The organism is Mycobacterium sp. (assembly GCF_032159775.1).
Classification (GTDB): Bacteria; Actinomycetota; Actinomycetes; order Mycobacteriales; family Mycobacteriaceae; genus Mycobacterium.
In genome coordinates this window covers 1-15202 of sequence record NZ_JAVHWK010000067.1, presented here as the reverse complement: position 1 = coordinate 15202, position 15202 = coordinate 1, and the positions used below count along the sequence as shown (strand labels likewise).

16 protein-coding genes and 2 pseudogenes are annotated in these 15202 nt (G+C 65.8%); 3 read left to right on the top strand and 15 right to left on the bottom strand.

Annotated elements, in window-relative coordinates; genetic code table 11:
- Nucleotides 1-3: 3 nt before the first annotated feature.
- From QOJ24_RS07070 to QOJ24_RS07020, 11 genes and pseudogenes are all read right to left on the bottom strand, one after another.
- Entirely contained in the window at nt 4-720 is a 717-nt protein-coding gene (locus QOJ24_RS07070; RefSeq protein WP_526260272.1) for an anti-sigma factor, read from the bottom strand.
- On the bottom strand, nt 717-1298 hold the full coding sequence (locus QOJ24_RS07065) for an RNA polymerase sigma factor (protein WP_526260271.1): 582 nt from the start codon (nt 1296-1298) through the stop codon (nt 717-719). Before QOJ24_RS07065 ends, QOJ24_RS07070 begins: the two co-directional genes overlap by 4 nt.
- A pseudogene (locus tag QOJ24_RS07060) lies at nt 1295-1617 on the bottom strand (DUF1295 domain-containing protein); the annotation flags it as partial. The pseudogene QOJ24_RS07060 and the gene QOJ24_RS07065, both read right to left, overlap by 4 nt.
- A 65-nt stretch (nt 1618-1682) precedes the next feature.
- Nucleotides 1683-2438 carry a DUF1365 domain-containing protein gene (locus tag QOJ24_RS07055; RefSeq protein ID WP_526260270.1) on the bottom strand — a complete coding sequence of 252 codons (756 nt, stop codon included), beginning with the start codon at nt 2436-2438 and terminating at the stop codon, nt 1683-1685.
- Nucleotides 2432-2608: pseudogene (locus QOJ24_RS07050) on the bottom strand (amine oxidase); the annotation flags it as partial. The pseudogene QOJ24_RS07050 and the gene QOJ24_RS07055, both read right to left, overlap by 7 nt.
- Nucleotides 2609-2750: 142 nt before the next feature.
- The gene (locus QOJ24_RS07045; protein ID WP_526260269.1) at nt 2751-3815 is read right to left on the bottom strand and encodes a poly-gamma-glutamate hydrolase family protein; all 1065 of its coding nucleotides are present in this window, start codon (nt 3813-3815) and stop codon (nt 2751-2753) included.
- Between the two features lie 25 nt (nt 3816-3840).
- The gene (locus tag QOJ24_RS07040) at nt 3841-5043 is read right to left on the bottom strand and encodes an Nramp family divalent metal transporter (protein ID WP_526260268.1); all 1203 of its coding nucleotides are present in this window, start codon (nt 5041-5043) and stop codon (nt 3841-3843) included.
- A gap of 103 nt (nt 5044-5146) precedes the next feature.
- The gene (locus QOJ24_RS07035) at nt 5147-5383 is read right to left on the bottom strand and encodes a hypothetical protein (protein WP_526260267.1); all 237 of its coding nucleotides are present in this window, start codon (nt 5381-5383) and stop codon (nt 5147-5149) included.
- Between the two features lie 37 nt (nt 5384-5420).
- Nucleotides 5421-5732: a hypothetical protein gene (locus tag QOJ24_RS07030; RefSeq protein ID WP_526260266.1), complete on the bottom strand. Its 312-nt coding sequence runs from the start codon at nt 5730-5732 to the stop codon at nt 5421-5423.
- Between the two features lie 18 nt (nt 5733-5750).
- Entirely contained in the window at nt 5751-6836 is a 1086-nt protein-coding gene (locus QOJ24_RS07025; RefSeq protein ID WP_526260265.1) for an NAD(P)H-dependent amine dehydrogenase family protein, read from the bottom strand.
- 10 nt (nt 6837-6846) lie between these two features.
- Entirely contained in the window at nt 6847-7638 is a 792-nt protein-coding gene (locus QOJ24_RS07020; protein WP_526260264.1) for an SDR family oxidoreductase, read from the bottom strand.
- Between the two features lie 366 nt (nt 7639-8004).
- Here QOJ24_RS07020 and QOJ24_RS07015 point away from each other — a divergent pair, with 366 nt between their 5' ends.
- Entirely contained in the window at nt 8005-8286 is a 282-nt protein-coding gene (locus tag QOJ24_RS07015) for a DUF732 domain-containing protein (RefSeq protein ID WP_526260263.1), read from the top strand.
- 12 nt (nt 8287-8298) lie between these two features.
- Here QOJ24_RS07015 and ku read toward each other — a convergent pair whose 3' ends face one another.
- The 4 genes from ku to QOJ24_RS06995 all read right to left on the bottom strand — a co-directional run bounded on the left by ku (nt 8299) and on the right by QOJ24_RS06995 (nt 12718).
- Nucleotides 8299-9240 (bottom strand): non-homologous end joining protein Ku, encoded by a 942-nt coding sequence (gene ku / locus QOJ24_RS07010; RefSeq protein ID WP_526260262.1) that lies wholly within the window; start codon nt 9238-9240, stop codon nt 8299-8301.
- A gap of 31 nt (nt 9241-9271) precedes the next feature.
- Nucleotides 9272-10222, bottom strand: a complete 951-nt coding sequence (locus QOJ24_RS07005; protein ID WP_526260261.1) for a carbohydrate kinase family protein — start codon at nt 10220-10222, stop codon at nt 9272-9274.
- A gap of 76 nt (nt 10223-10298) precedes the next feature.
- Nucleotides 10299-11723, bottom strand: a complete 1425-nt coding sequence (locus QOJ24_RS07000; protein WP_526260260.1) for a mannitol dehydrogenase family protein — start codon at nt 11721-11723, stop codon at nt 10299-10301.
- Nucleotides 11720-12718, bottom strand: coding sequence for an NAD(P)-dependent alcohol dehydrogenase (locus tag QOJ24_RS06995; protein ID WP_526260313.1), 999 nt, complete (start codon nt 12716-12718; stop codon nt 11720-11722). Before QOJ24_RS06995 ends, QOJ24_RS07000 begins: the two co-directional genes overlap by 4 nt.
- A gap of 156 nt (nt 12719-12874) precedes the next feature.
- Here QOJ24_RS06995 and QOJ24_RS06990 point away from each other — a divergent pair, with 156 nt between their 5' ends.
- Nucleotides 12875-13867, top strand: a complete 993-nt coding sequence (locus QOJ24_RS06990; protein ID WP_526260312.1) for a sugar-binding transcriptional regulator — start codon at nt 12875-12877, stop codon at nt 13865-13867.
- A 31-nt stretch (nt 13868-13898) separates the two neighbouring features.
- Nucleotides 13899-15202: ABC transporter substrate-binding protein (locus tag QOJ24_RS06985; protein ID WP_526260311.1), on the top strand; the 1304-nt coding region annotated here is incomplete at its 3' end.

Sequence of the window (15202 nt, the reverse complement as noted above, 5' to 3'; positions counted from 1 at the left end):
CCGTCAGACCAGGGGCAGTTCGGCGAACGCGGGGCTGGTCGGCGTCGCCGATCCGCCGCCGGGCTCGACGGTGAAAGCCAGCGCCTGCGAGTCGCCGAGATCCGGCAGCACGGCGGTGGTCGACGGCGCGACAGCCTTGGCGTCCATCGTCCCAGCCGACTGCGGACCCTTGTCGCCGACGAGCCACATCTGGTAGACGGTGCCGGACTTCGGCGGTGGAACGTTGTTCATCACCAGCACGGCCGCGTCCTTCTCGTGGGAGAACACCAGGGTGGCCCTTCCGCCGCCGGGTATGTCTCCCGACACCGTCCGCACATCGGGCGCGGCGAAGATCTGCTCGGCGGTCGACGTCGCTGGAGCCGGCCGCATCGCATACCCGACACCGAGGGCGGCGAGCCCGACGGCGAGCACCGCGGCCGCTGCCAAAACAGTTGTGCGCCAACGATTCGTGCGTTTGGTCGACAACTGGCGCACCGGGTCTTCGGCGACGGTCGCGAGCAGCCGGTCGCGCATCGTGGCGGGTGGCTCGACCGCCGTCGCGGCCGAGACGAAAGCCATCGTCTCGTGCACGGCGCGCACCTCTGCGGAGAACGCCTCCGCCACCTCGGGCGGGGCGTCGGCGAGTTGGCGTTCGACTTCGGCGCGTTCGGAATCGGTCATCGCATGCAGCGCGTACGGCGTCGCCAACGCGATCAGATCGGGAGTCATCGGATCAGTCATGCGAGCCCCAGACACTTGCGCAGTCCGCGGATGGCGTCGCGCATCCGCGACTTGATGGTCGCGAGATTGGCCGTCAGGTGCTCCGAGACCTGGACGTAGGTCAGCCCGTCGTAGTAGGCCAGCTGGATGCACTCCCGCTGCACGTCGGTCAGCGAGCCGAGGCAGTCGGTGACCTGCTGGCGTTCGTCGCGCAGCACGACCGCATCGGCGACGTAGTCGGCGGGTACCTCGACGTTGGCCGCCCCGTATCGGGACTCGCGCTGGCCGGCCGCCTGCTCGGATCGCACCCGGTCCACGGCGCGCCGGTGCGCAACCGTGAGCAGCCAGGCCAGCGGCGAGCCCGCATTGGAGTCGTAGTTGCCCGCGGAGCGCCATACCTGCAGGTAAACGTCCTGAGTCGTCTCCTCGCTGTAGCCGGGATCGCGCAGCACGCGGCTAACCAGGCCGAACACCCTTGCTCGGGTCAGGTCATAGAAGGCGGCAAACGCGTCGACATCCCGCTGGGCCACCTGGTGCAGCAACGCAGAAAGGTCGGTGGTCACGAGCGGTAGCCTAGCTACCCCCGCCGTGATCGTCACGATATTCGCAATCTGGGCGGTTTAGGAATGAAAAATGAAGTACGAGAACAGTATTCACGGAATCGCGGTGTCAGCAGTGAAATCCTGCCCCCGATGGAAGCCAGCCACAGCCCCCGCCACGCGCACACGTCACCGAAAAGGTTCGGGCGGTGTGTCCGTGCCCACAGGCCGCGGTCCATTATCGTTCCCCGGTTAGCGGGATCGGCCTTGAACTGATGCAACTGGTGATCTCCGACCGCCTCGAAGAACACGTCGACTCCGCAAAGAGCCACGCCCGCAACGAAACCCGGCAGCAATACCGTGGCGTGGGCCCGGCAACGACATCGTGATGGCCTGAATGGCTACGCGTTCGCCTGGGGACAGCAAGCCGGCCGAGGTCGACGCTCACAGCTGTTCGACCCTTTCCTTCTCGCGCTCGTCAGCCTTCTCAGCGGCATCGGGCCGCGGTTCGATTGGAACGCGACGCAGCCGTAGGGTGATGCCCTGCACGCGACTGCCCAACGAACCCATCAGTGGTGCGACCGGCGCCGTCAACTGAAGTCGAAGTACCTGACGAACATTGGCGGGCCGCCTTGCGCCCCGCATCGTCGCGACGAATGCGGGCTGATTCTCCCTGTGCAGCGAAATGGTCACGTTGAGTTCGGCATCCGGCCGCGGTGCCCGCACCAGGTAGTAACCATCCACCGCGTTGAACGGCGAAACGTAAAGCTTCTTCATCACCATCGCGGGCACGCCGGCGTCCGGGGGCAGCAGATAGGCGTGCCTGCCGCCGTAGGTGTTGTGCACCTCCGCGATCACGTGGCGCAGCACTCCGTCCGCGTCATGACACCAGAACAGGCTCAGCGGATTGAACGCATAGCCGAGGACCCGCGCCTGCAGAAGCGCGGTGACGGTACCGCCGCGCAGGTCGATGCCGTGGTCGGCGAGGAAGTTGTCGACTCGTTGCCGCAGTGTGTCTTCGGGTGCGCCGTCGAGGTGATCGCTGGCCTCGAACCGGGCGAACGGCCGGAGCCATCGCGGCAAGTCCGGCAGCCGGTCGACGTCGACATACCAGCTGTAGCTCCGGTGTTCGAAGTAGTGGTGCACCGGTGCGCGGCGCAGATGCGTGATGCGGGTGCGGTAGAGGGCAGGTGTCAGCACGGCACAACCTCCCCTCGCCGATCACTGCTCGGCCACGTCGCGCCAAGGCGTTTGGCCGCTCGTAACTCGGACGCCGCGCCGTCCTCGTGGAATCCCCACCCGTGGTAGGCACCGGCGTCGACGATCTTGTCGTCGTTCAGTTCCAATAGACGACGGCAGTCAGCCTGGCTCAACGTGACCCGGTCGCGGCCCGACAGCAGATATGCCGCCGTCAGCCCTGCGACCCCGCTACCGATGACGGCGATGGAGCGCCCGCTTGGCTCATTTTGTTCCACAACTGGGTATTCGGAGCGGCCCGCGTGCCGGATGGCGCTATTTCGAAGCTGATTTCCAGCTGTGAGCTGCCGCCACCAGACCCTGGATCAGGGCGGACGTCGGCGGGGACAATCCCTCGGCGTCGGCGGGCGCGCTTCGTGGGCTTATGCCCCGCAGCCGCGGTGTGAGTTCCAGCTGGGCGCCGCCGCCGCGGACGCAGTTGACCGGATTGTCGGGATGCATGCCGCGCAGTTCGCGGGGGATCGCATCGAGATCGGTGACGACGTGGTAGCCGGGCACCGAGATATGCCGGGCCAGATGTGCGGCAAGTGCGCGGTTGCGCCCACCCGCGAGCAGCTGGGTACTGCGACCCAACCGGCCGTAGCCGTGCAGCGAGATCGCGACGTCGACATGGCCGACGAACTCCGCGAGCCGCTCGGACTCCTGTGCTAGGTAGCGCGCCGACGGAAGGTGGTGTGGATAGTTCTCCGGATGGCGCAGCAGGTACACCGATGCGCCCGCGGCGTCCGCGGCCCGCTCGGCGATGACGTCGGTCATCTGCTCCAGGCCGCCGCCGTGGATGGCCATGAAGCCGACCCGGGACCGGAGTGTGCTTTCCTCGAGCACCGCTGGGTCGGCGAGCAGCTCCGAAAGAGATTGTGGCGCGCCGGCTTTGGAGCTGTCCTTGGGTACCGGCCACTGCGACGGATCCCAGCGGCGGAGGAACTCGATCCAGCGGTGCGGCAGCCCGTGTTGATGCGCCCCGTCGATGATGCGCTCCAGGTAGCCCGGCCGCGGCGGTCCGGGATCGACGCGATGATCGATGTACACCCACGCTTCGGCGGGCCCTTCATCGGTGTGCACTGTGAGCCGGTCGCGGCGGTACCGCACCGGCACACCTTCGGCGCTGTCGAGTGTGGCGAGGTCGTGGTCGTCGAGTTGCCACACCACGCCGTGCACCTGCGAACCGTCGAACGGCTCGACGGTGGCGACGCCCCGCTCGTTGATCAGCCAGTCGTGGTCGGCCAGCGTCGCAGGACGGGGAGCGGCGGCGTTGGGGCAACGCCGCGACATCTGGTTCACGCACAGGTTCGACCCGTACGCGAAGTAGCTGTGGACCATTCCCACCAGCCTAACGTTCGCGAGATCAGCCGCGGACCGTCAGATAGATCAGGACGACGTTGAGCACGATGATCATTCCGGCGACCGTCCAGCCGAGCGCGGTGGTGACCCGGTGGTTGATGTCATCGCCCATCACCGCGCGACTGCTGGTCAGCCGCACCAGCGGAACCAGCGCGAACGGTATCCCAAATGACAGCACCACCTGCGAGATGACCAGCGCGCGGCTCGGGTCGATGCCGATGGCCAGGATCGCCAGCGCGGGGACCAGGGTGACCAGCCGACGCACCAGAAGCGGGTAGGAGCGACGCAGAAGGCCCTGCATGATCATCGCGCCGGCGTATGCGCCCACCGACGTCGAGGCAAGACCCGAGGCGAGAAGTCCGACGGCGAAGAACAGCGCGACGGTCGGGCCGAGCGTGTCGCGCACGGCCGTATGCGCTCCTTCGATGGAGTCGGTGTTGTCCCGGCCCTGCAGGTTGGTGGCGGCGATGAGCACCATCGACAGGTTGACCGCTCCGGCCACCAGCATCGCTAGACCGACGTCGATACGGGTCACCCGCAGCAGCCATTTGCGCTGGGGACCCGGTTCGGGGTGGCCGTGCCGGTCTCGGGCCAGGCCGGAGTGCAGATAAACGGCGTGCGGCATCACCGTCGCGCCCAGCATCGCGGTGGCCAGCAGCACGCTCTCGGCTCCGTGGAAGCGCGGCACCAGTCCCTTGGCGGCGGCGCCGAGCGGCGGCGGCTGGACGAAGACGCTGGTCAGGAATCCGATCGCGATGATCAGCAGCAGGCCGCTGATCACCCGTTCGAACGTCCGTTGGCCGCGACGGTTCTGCACGGCCAGCAATAGCAGCGACACCGCGCCGGTGATGATGCCGCCGACCAGCAGCGGCAGGTCGAACAGAAGGTACAGCGCGATGGCGCCGCCGACGACCTCGGCGAGATCGGTTGCCATGGCGACCAGCTCGGCCTGCAGCCAGTAGCCGATCCGGGTCGGTGTGCGGCTGTGGTCGGCGACGGCTTCGGGCAGGGTGCGCCCGCTGACCAGGCCCAGTTTTGCCGATAGATACTGCACGAGTCCGGCCATGGCGTTGGCCAGGAAGATGACCCACACGAGAAGGAAGCCGAACTGCGCGCCTGCGCTGATGTTGGCGGCGACATTGCCGGGGTCGACGTAGGCGATGGCCGCCACGAATGCCGGGCCGAGCAGAACCCAGCTCGGGCGCATCCGTGTCTCGGTGTCGCGCAGCAACTCAACCCCGCCTCCTATCCGGACTGGCGAATAGAAAAGTTAGGGTAGCCGAAACAGTTGGGCGGTCGCTAGACCGGGGTCACCATCCCAGACCCCAGCCGCCGAATCCGATGATCGGGAAGCCCCAGTAGCCGTAGTTGTTGTTGGCCGGGGGAGAGGTCACGATCTGGGCGTTGCCGTTGCTCTCACACTGTGTCGTATTCGGGCCGGTGTTCGTGCATTCGGGCGCGGCAGCGGCGACAGGTGCGACGGCGATGGCCGCGCAGGCACCCATTGCCGCCAAAAGTGTTGGAAGATAATAAGATTTCGTTCGCATGATTGGCCTCCTCGATGGGCCAAGAAACAGATGTGGCTTAGCGGTGGCCGCCGCCGCCCATGCCGTGGTTGCCCCAAGCTCCGCCGCCCATGATCAGCGCGGGTCCGTAGAACTCGTCGTCCCACGGGTAGGCGTACGCGGGTACGTCAGGAGCAGTGGCATTGATTTGGACATTGCCCGGCGTCGCGCATTCCGTCGTCGCGGTGCCAACGGTTTCGTCGCCGCCAACGCTTGTGCATTGGGGCAGGGTCGAATCGGGATCGGCCGCTGCGACGGGCGCGGCGATGACAGCCGCTGCGGCGCAGGCCGCTGCAAGAACCGGAGTCACATAGCGCAGGGGCGTCCGCATAGGCAGTCCTTAGATTGATCAGCCCGACTTATGGCCAGCGTACAGCCCTTTCCCAGTTATCAGAGGCAAGTCGAGCGTCGTTGTGATACCGGGCGCAGCGGCCACGACGGCGGGGATGGCGTTGACGACTCTGGCGGCCGTTGCGACGAGGCCCGCGTGGTTGTGATCGCCGTTCGGGCTGCTAAGGCAGAGGTCGAGTGCGTATGTCGGTTCGCCGGTGATCTCGATGCGATACGACCCGCCCTCCTGAGCCGGCTGCGGCCAGTCCGGGCACAGGTCGTTGCGCAGCCTGGTGACATGCTCGAGGACGACGGCGGCCTTGCCGTCGACCATGCCGCGAACCTCGAAACGCAGCGCCGCGGCGCTGCCCTTTTCGATATGCCCCGACGCGATGTCGAAGTCCTCAGGCGCTGGTTCGCGAACGTAGGTCTCGCTCACCTCGTCGAGCGAGATGCCGAGGCCGGCCGCGAGTTGGCGCACCACCGAACCCCACGCGAGGCTGAGCACGCCGGGCTGCAGCAACATCGGAATCTCGTCGAGCGGCTTGCCGAAGCCCATCACGCCGAACATGACGTCCGCGCTGTCATAGGTGTCGTAGTTGATGATTTCCATGCACCGGATCTCGTCGATGCTCTGGCATGTGCCCGCAAGCGCAAGGGGCAGAAGGTCGTTGGCGAAGCCGGGGTCGATGCCGTTGATGAACACGCTGGACTTGCCTGCCTGCGCGGCGTCCTCGATCGGCTTCAGCAGCTCGTCGGGAATGACCTGCCACGGATACTGCAGAAACACCGCGGAGCTGCCGACGACGTTGACGCCTGCCGAGAGGATGCGGCGGTAGTCGTCGAGCGCATCGGGCAGCCGATTGTCGGCCAGTGCGGTGTAGACCGCGCACTCGGGATCGGTGGCGAGGACGGCGTCGAGGTCGTTGGTCGCCGTGATGCCCGTCGTTCCGTCAAGCCCGCCAAGCTCTGCGGCGTCCTTGCCCGCCTTGGCCTCCGATGAGACCCAGACGCCTGTCAGCTCAAACCTGGAGTCGTTGATGAGGTGGACGAGCGCGGGCTTGCCGACGTTGCCGGTGCCGATCAGCGCGACGCGAATGGTCATCTATGTGTCCTCACAGATCGGGGATGGGCAGGTCGAGGTTGGGGAAGGTGAGGCCGCCGTCGACCTCGAGTGTCTTGCCGGTCAGGAAGCTGCCCGCCGGTGAGGCGAGGTACACGGCGGCTGCGGCGATGTCTTGCGGGTCGCCGAGGCGCCGCATCGGTGTCGCCTTCTCCATCGGCTCGCGCAGCTCGTCGTTGGAGGCGACGACGTCGAGCGCGGAGGTCAGGATCGAGCCGGGTGCGATCGCGTTGACCCTGATCCTCGGGCACAGGTCCAGCGCGCTCAGCCGCGTGTAGTGCGCCAGCGCGGCCTTCGCGGTGCCGTATGCCGCGAACCCCCGTGCTGACAGCCGGCCCATTGTCGACGTGATGTTGATGATGCTGCCGCCGCCGGAGTGCTCCAGCATCAGCGGGACCGCCGCGGTGGTCAGTGCGTGCGCGGTCGCGACATTGAAGGTGAACGCGTCCTTCAGGTCCTTGGTGGACGTGGTCAGCAGAGTGTTCGGCATCGTGCCGCCGACGTTGTTCACGACGATGTCTAGTTTGCCGAACGCCTCGATGGCGGCGTCGGCGAGCTCGGCGGTGTCCTCGGGATGAGCAAGGTCTGCGGTGACGATGTGGGCACGCCGCCCGACGCCCTTGATCTGCTCGGCGACCTCTTCGAGCTGCGACCGCGTGCGCGACGCGATGAGCACGTCCGCACCGGCTTCGGCGAATGCCAGGGCCATTGCGGCGCCCAGCCCGCGGCCGGCTCCGGTCACCACCGCGACTTGGTCGTCCAATCGGAATCTGTCGAGTATCACGTCTGCCTTTCTTCGTGCGCCGGGCGACACCGTAACAAGGCCGCGGGAACGGCATGCCGCATTCTGAAACACGTTCTAGTTGATCCCAGCATGCGCGTCGCGAGTTCTGCAGCAGGGCTGCGACCCGCTGGCCGCGACCATCGCGCAGAAGTCGAAGACCGTTTAAGTGTGAGACACGAATCACTCCGGGTAGCAAAGTTATTTCGGTCACAATGCTGCGGAAAACCGCAGGTGAGAGCGAATTCAATGCGGAATTAGTGTTAACGTCCATCAAATACGACGGAATCCGTACCGTTCGCCCATTGGATAGGAGCAATTCGCGTGTCGCAGCAAGCCACTTCCGCATCCGCTACGAGGTGGACCAGGATGGTCCCCGCGCTTGGCGCCTTCTTCGCGGTCGCGGCCGCGACGACCGGCCTCGCTGCGCCTGCGGCTGCCGACACCACGTCCTACCTGCAGAGCGTGCAGCCGACGTACGCGTTTATGAGCGAGTCACAGCTGCTGTCCGCGGGACATCAGGCCTGCGCCTCGGCACGCAGCGGCATCCCCGCGTCGGACAACACCATCAAGGTCAGCAAGGACATGGGCATCTCGACGTCCGCGGCCTACAACATCGTGGTCAACAGCATCAATCACCTCGGCTGCTGACGCCGCTGATCGCTACTTCTTGGCTGCGGACTTCTTGGCCGCCTTTTTGGCGGGTGCTTTCTTGGCTGCCTTGGCGGCCTTTTTCGCGGGCGCCTTCTTGGCTGCCGCCTTCTTGGCCGGCGCCTTCTTGGCTTGACCGTCACCGGATGCGCCGTTGCCGCTTCGCCGCGCCTTCACGCTCGCCTCGAGTTTGGCCAGCAGATCCGAGACGTCTTCGGTCTCGTCGAGCTCCTTGGGCTCGGCCTCCTCGGCGGTAAACGCTTCTCCGCCTTCGAGTTTCGCCTCCACAAGCTCCTTGAGCTGTTCTTGATAGGTGTCCTCGAACCGCTCGGGATGAAAGTCGTCGGTCATCGACTCCACCACCTGGCCGGCCATCTTCAGCTCGGCGGGCTTGATATCGACTTCCTTGTCCAGCACCGGGAAGTCGGGGTCGCGGATCTCGTCGGGCCACAGCAGCGTGTGGATGACCATGACGTCGCGCTTACTGAAATCCTTGACGCGCAGCGCCGCAAGCCGGGTCTTGTTGCGCAGCGCGAAGTGCACGATGGCCACCCGGTCGGTCTCCGCCAGCGTCTTGGCCAGCAGCACATAGGACTTCGACGACTTGCCGTCGGGCTCCAGGTAGTAGCTGCTGTTGTACATCAACGGATCGATGTCGCTGGCGGGGACGAACTCGACGACCTCGATCTCGCGGCTGCGTTCCTCGGGCAGGGTGGAGAGATCCTCGTCGGTGATCACCACCGTGTTTCCGTCGTCGGATTCGTAGGCTTTGGCTATGTCGCGGTACTCGACGACCTCGCCGCACACCTCACACACCCGCTTGTAGCGGATGCGCCCGTTGTCCTTCGCATGGACCTGGTGAAACTTGATGTCGTGGTCTTCGGTCGCGCTGTACACCTTGACCGGGACGTTCACCAGTCCGAAGGAGATCGAGCCCTTCCAGATCGAACGCATAACCCCAGTATGGCGTACGTGGCCGCCCGCGCTATGCCTGCAGCGGCGAAGTTCCCGCGGCCGCGGCGTCCCTTGTCGCCCGGTCCGGCAGGTCCGCGCCGGCGCGTGCGACCGTCAGCGCCGACGACAGCGCGGCGGTCTCGAGCACTCCGCTCAGCGTGTCGACGCTGATGCGGCGCAGCTCGGCGCGCTGGTCGGCGCCCAGGAGGCCGACCGTCCACAACGCATCGATCAACCCCGTCATGAAGGCGTCGCCTGCGCCAACCGTGTCCACCACGTCGACCGGTCTCGCCTGCACCCGGACGACGCCGGCCTCGCACACCGCGAACGCGCCGCTTTCACCCATCGTCACGGCGACGATCGCCGGACCCAGACTCTGCCATGTCGTCGCCACCTGTTCGGGCGTGCGGTCGGGGTCGATCCACTGCATATCCTCGTCGCTCGCCTTGACGACATCGCACTTCTCGACAAGCCGGTCGATGCGGCTGCGCGCCTGCTCGTCATCGTCGATCAGCGCCGGTCGCACGTTCGGGTCGAAACTGATCGTGGCTGACAGGTGGTAGGCGTCGAGCAGCGCCGCGGCTGCACGGCAACCGGGTTCAAGCACCGTTGCAATGGAGCCGGTGTGCGCCACCAACGGCGGTGCCACCTCTGGCGTGCCTGTCAGCTGCCAGTCGATGTCGAAGACGTACTGCGCTTTTCCGCTCTCGTCCAACGTCGCCAACGCGGTGGGGGTGCGATCGGCCGTCACGCTTCCCGAAACCAGTTTTGCGCCAGAGCTCCTGACGTATTCGGTGATGCGCCTACCACGTTCGTCGTCGCCGATATGGGTGAGGAACTCGACGTCTCGGCCGAGCCGCGCAAGCCCGACCGCCACGTTGAGCGGGCTTCCGCCGACGTGCTCGCCGAGGATCTTGCCGTCGCGCTCGACGATGTCGATCAGGGCTTCCCCAATGACAAGCGCGCGCTGCTGCTCTGTCATAGCTCGACTCCCGCTCGTCCCGGTCCTCGCTCGTACCTCGCTGCGATCCTCACTCGCGTTCGTCTTCGGGTGGACGTCATTGCGAATCCTTTCGCATCAGGGCCTCAAGCGTCGCCCTTGCCCCGTCGCGGTGCAGCGATTTCAACGCCCATACATACGCCTCGACGAACCGGTCAGACGAGGCGAGATCTCCGAACACTTCGGTGTTCTCGATGAATGCGGTCGGATTGTCCCGCTGTGAGCGGGCCAGCGGAACGAGGGTGTCCGCCAACTGATCCTGGACGTCGATTGGTTCGCCGTTCTCGTCTTCGCCCTCGGCGTAGCGCGCCCAACTGGCCACCGTCGCCGCCGAAAGCCGAACGGGCCCGTCGGACTCGAGGTTTGCACGGATCACCGGAAGCAGCCATTTCGGGATGCGGTCCGACGAGCCGAAGCAGAGCCGCACGATGGTGTCGCGCACCCCGGGGTTGGCGAAACGTTCGATCAGTGTCTGTTTGTAGTCGGGCAGGTCGATGCCGGGAACCGGCAGCAGCGTCGGTGTCGCTTCGGTGTCCATGTAGCGCATCAGGAATTCGGCGAACAGCGGGTCGCCGGCGGCATCGTGCACGAGCCGGTAGCCGCTGAGATAGGCGAAATAACAGAGGCTTTGGTGGCTGGCGTTGAGCAGCCGCAGCTTCATCAGCTCGTAGGGCGTCACGTCGTCGACCAGCAGCACGTCGACGTCCTCGAACGGCGGTCTGCCGTCGGAGAAGTCGTCTTCGAGGACCCATGAGGTGAATGGCTCGGCCACCACCGGCCACTGGTCCTCGACGCCGAACTCCTCCTTCAGGGTCTCGATCACGTCGGCGGTGGTGGCGGGCGTGATGCGGTCCACCATCGAGTTCGGGAACCGGGTGTTGGCGGCGATCCATTCTGCGAGGCCGGGATGGACTCGGTCCGCGAAGGCCGTGAACGCCTCGCGAGCGACCTCGCCGTTTCCCTCGATGTTGTCGCACGAGACGATGGTCGGCGACGGCAACCCGCGCTCACGGCGTCGCGTCAGGGCCTCGACCACAAGGCCGAACACGCTGACGTCGTCCGGGTCGATGTGCTCGACGTTGTAACCGCCCTCGGTGATCGTGAGCGAGACGATGCGCGTGGTAGGCGCGGCCAGCAACTCGATCACGGCCTCGGGGTCGTCGGGGGCATAGCGGTAGTCGACGATAGATCCGATCACGCGCGCGTCGCGGCTGCCGTCGGGGTTCTCCAACAACAGCGTGTACAGGCCGCCCTGCTCGTCGAGGACGTCGGCCATCTTGCGATCGGCCGGCAGGACGCCGACCCCGCAGATGCCCCACTCTTGCGCGCTGCCCTTCTCCAGCAACCGGTCGACGTACATTGCCTGGTGCGCACGGTGGAAGCCGCCGACCCCGAAATGCACTATCCCGATTCCGATTTCATCGCGATCGTAGGACGGCTTGCTGATCGGTATCTGCGCCAGAGTCGAACTGCTCAGCTTCATGACACGGCCACCACCGTCTTGACGCTACCCGGCGTGCGGTCGGAGTCCAGCGCTTCTGCGGTCCTCTCGAGTGGGAACCGTCGGGTGACCATGGAGTCCAAATCGACCCGGCCGGAATCGACGAGCGCGATCGCCTCCGGCCAGGTGTTGGCATAGCGGAACACGCCGGTCAGTGTCAGCTCGCGGTTCTGGATCAACTGCGTCGGCAACTGCATCGACTCGGCTCCCGAGCCGACCAGCACGGCTGTTCCGGCGGGCCGCAGCGCGTTGATGCCCGCGGTCACGGCGGCGTGCGCGCCGGACGCATCGATGAACGCATCGAAACCGCGGCCCAGTTCGTCCGCCGCGGGATCGAGCGTGACGGTTGCGCCGCTGAGCCGTGCCTGGTGACGGCGCGATTCGTCGAGATCGGACACCGCGATTTCGGATGCGCCATAGGCGCGTGCGAGCTGGACCACCACGACGCCGATGGGTCCGGCACCGGCCACGAGCACCTTCGCCCCTTCCCCGACGCCTGCCTTGCGAAGCGCGGCGATGCCGACCGACAACGGTTCGCACAGCGCGGCGGCGTCATCGGAAACGGTGTCAGGTACCGGGTGGGCGAACTCCGCGCCGATCGTCACGTAATCGCACAGGGCCCCGTCGATCGGCGGAGTGCCGAAAAAGCGCATGTGCGGGCACAGGTTGTAGTCGCCGCGGCGGGTCTCCGCAGTCTCTGGGTCGGGCCGCTGGGGTTCGATCGACACGCGCTGACCGATGCGCGAGGGGTCGACTGATTCACCGACGCCGACAATCGTCCCCGCCGCTTCGTGGCCGAGCACCAAAGGGGCCTCGACGACGAAGCTGCCGATCCGGCCGTGGCGGTAATAGTGCGTGTCGGATCCACAGACCCCGACAGACGACACCCGAATCAACACATCACCCGGTGCTGGTGTCGGCACGGGACGCTCCTGCATCTCGATTCGACCTGGTTCGACGAGCACGGCGACCCGCATCCGGGCTTCGGGCGAAAGTGTTGTGTACGTCACAGTCACCATGCTAGCGTGATGAACATCTACTCGCACCCCTGAGCATATGCTCATCGGGCGTCCGGAAAGGCAAGGCTGAGGTCCGTGGTCGCATCGACGTCAAACGGCGAGGTCGCCGGAACGATCGACGGCTCGACCAAGGACCGTGGCGCTAGCCCCGAAGACCTGCGGCTTGCCCTGCGCGCCGCGACGCTCTACTACCTCGACGGCCTCACCCAGGCCGAGATCGCGGTTCGACTCGGGGTGTCCCGGCCAACCGCCGGCCGGCTGATCGCGCGGGCCAAGGCCAACGGGCTCGTCCGCATCGACGTCGTCGTCCCGCCGGACATGCGCGACGATCTGCACGCCGATGAGGAGCGCGAACTCGAGCAGCGCTTCGGTTTGACCGAAGCGGTGGTCGCCGGTCACGGCATCGATGTCGGGGCACCGGGACGACCGGCAGCGTTTGCCAGCGTCGGGCGTGCGGCGGCCGCGCTCTTGATGCGCCGCCTGACACCCAACGACGTCCTCGGCTTCACCTGGGGGCCTGAGCAGGTCGCCGTCGCCACCGCGATGGCACCCGGCGTCGCGAGTTGCCGCGAGGTGGTTCAGCTGGACGGTGCCATGTCGAGTGCCGCGTATCAGACGGGCACCGAGTTCATCCTCGGCCGTTGCGCAGATGTGTTGCGGGCGAACACCATCCGCCTGCCCGCGCCGCTGTACGCGGATCCGTCCACCGTGGCGTCGATGCGCAGCGATTCACTGATATCCCGCACTTTGGACGCGGGGCGACGTGCCGATGTGATGTTGTTCGGCGTCGGCGCCGTCTCCACCTCGACGACCCTGTTCGAAGGCAGCTTCCTCGACATCAGGATGCTCGACGAGCTCATCAAGCTCGGAGCGGTGGGCGAGATCGGCGGCCGGTTCTTCGACGGTCACGGCGCACCGGTCGAGACCGAACTGCAGCTGCGTGCTGTATCCGTTCCGCTCGAGGACATCAAGGCCTGCCAGAAGACGATTCTGATCTCCAGCGGCGCGGCCAAACACCACGCCACGCTCGGCGCGCTCCGAGGAAAGCTCGCCCGACTATTGGTTTGTGACATCGACTGCGCCCGTTGGCTATTAGCGCAGGACTAGGGAGGTAAAGGTGAAACCGTTACGAAGTACACTGCACCGGTTGGCACTGTGTGCAGCCGCGACGGGGCTTGTCCTCACCGCCGGCTGTGCGGGCGCGGGCAGTCTGGGGGCATCGGAGAACGAGGTGACCATCGCCCTGGTGTCCAACTCGCAGATGACGGATGCCCAGGAGCTGTCATCGGAGTTCGAAAAGGCGAACCCCGGCGTCAAGCTGAAGTTCATCTCGCTGTCGGAGAACCAGGCTCGCGCCAAGATCACGATGTCGACGGCCATGGGCGGGAGTCAGTTCGACGTCGCGATGATCAGCAATTTCGAAACCCCGCAGTGGGCGAGAGACGGCTGGCTGCTTAACCTTTCGGACTACGCGAAGAATACGCCCGGCTACGACGAGGCCGACTTCATCCCGTCGCTGCGGGAGTCACTGTCGTACGAGGGCAACATGTACTCGGTGCCGTTCTACGGCGAGTCGTCATTCCTGATGTACCGCAAGGACATGTTCGAGCAGGCCGGCATCAAGGTCAACCCCGATTCGAAGTACCAGCCCACCTGGCAAGAAGTCGCCGACTGGGCCAGGACGATCAAGGCCAAGCAGGTCTCGGACGCGGGAATCTGCCTGCGTGGCAAGCCCGGCTGGGGTGAGGTACTCGCACCGCTGGACACGGTCATCAACACCTTCGGCGGCCGCTGGTTCGACGATCAGTGGAACGCGCAACTGAACAGCCCCGAGGTGAAGAAGGCCGTCAACTTCTACGTCAACACGATCAAGGAATCCGGTGAGTTGGGCGCGTCGTCAACCGGTTTCCAGGAGTGCGCCAACCTTTTCGGTCAGGGACAGACGGCGATGTGGTACGACGCGACGTCGGCGGTCTCGGTCCTCGAGGACCCGAAGACATACCCGGATCTGGTCGGCAAGATCGGTTACCTGCCTGCCCCGATCGCCGAGAAGCCCAACTCGGGTTGGCTCTACACCTGGGCTCTGGGCATCCCGAAGGCCGCCAAGAATCCCGACGGGGCCTGGAAATTCATTTCGTGGATGACCAGCAAGGACTACATGAAGCTGGTCGGCGAGAAGCTGGGCTGGGCGCGGGTACCACCCGGTAGCCGCACCTCCACCTACACCGAACTGCCCGAGTACGAGGCGATTTCGAAGTCCTACGGTCCTCTGACGTTGCAGTCGATCACCAACGCGACCCCAAACAAGCCCACCGTTCAGCCGGTGCCGTACACCGGTGTGCAGTTCGTCGGGATTCCCGAGTTCCAGGATCTGGGGACGCGGGTGAGCCAGCAGATCAGTGCGGCGATCGCCGGGCAGAAGTCCGTCGACGCCGCGATGGA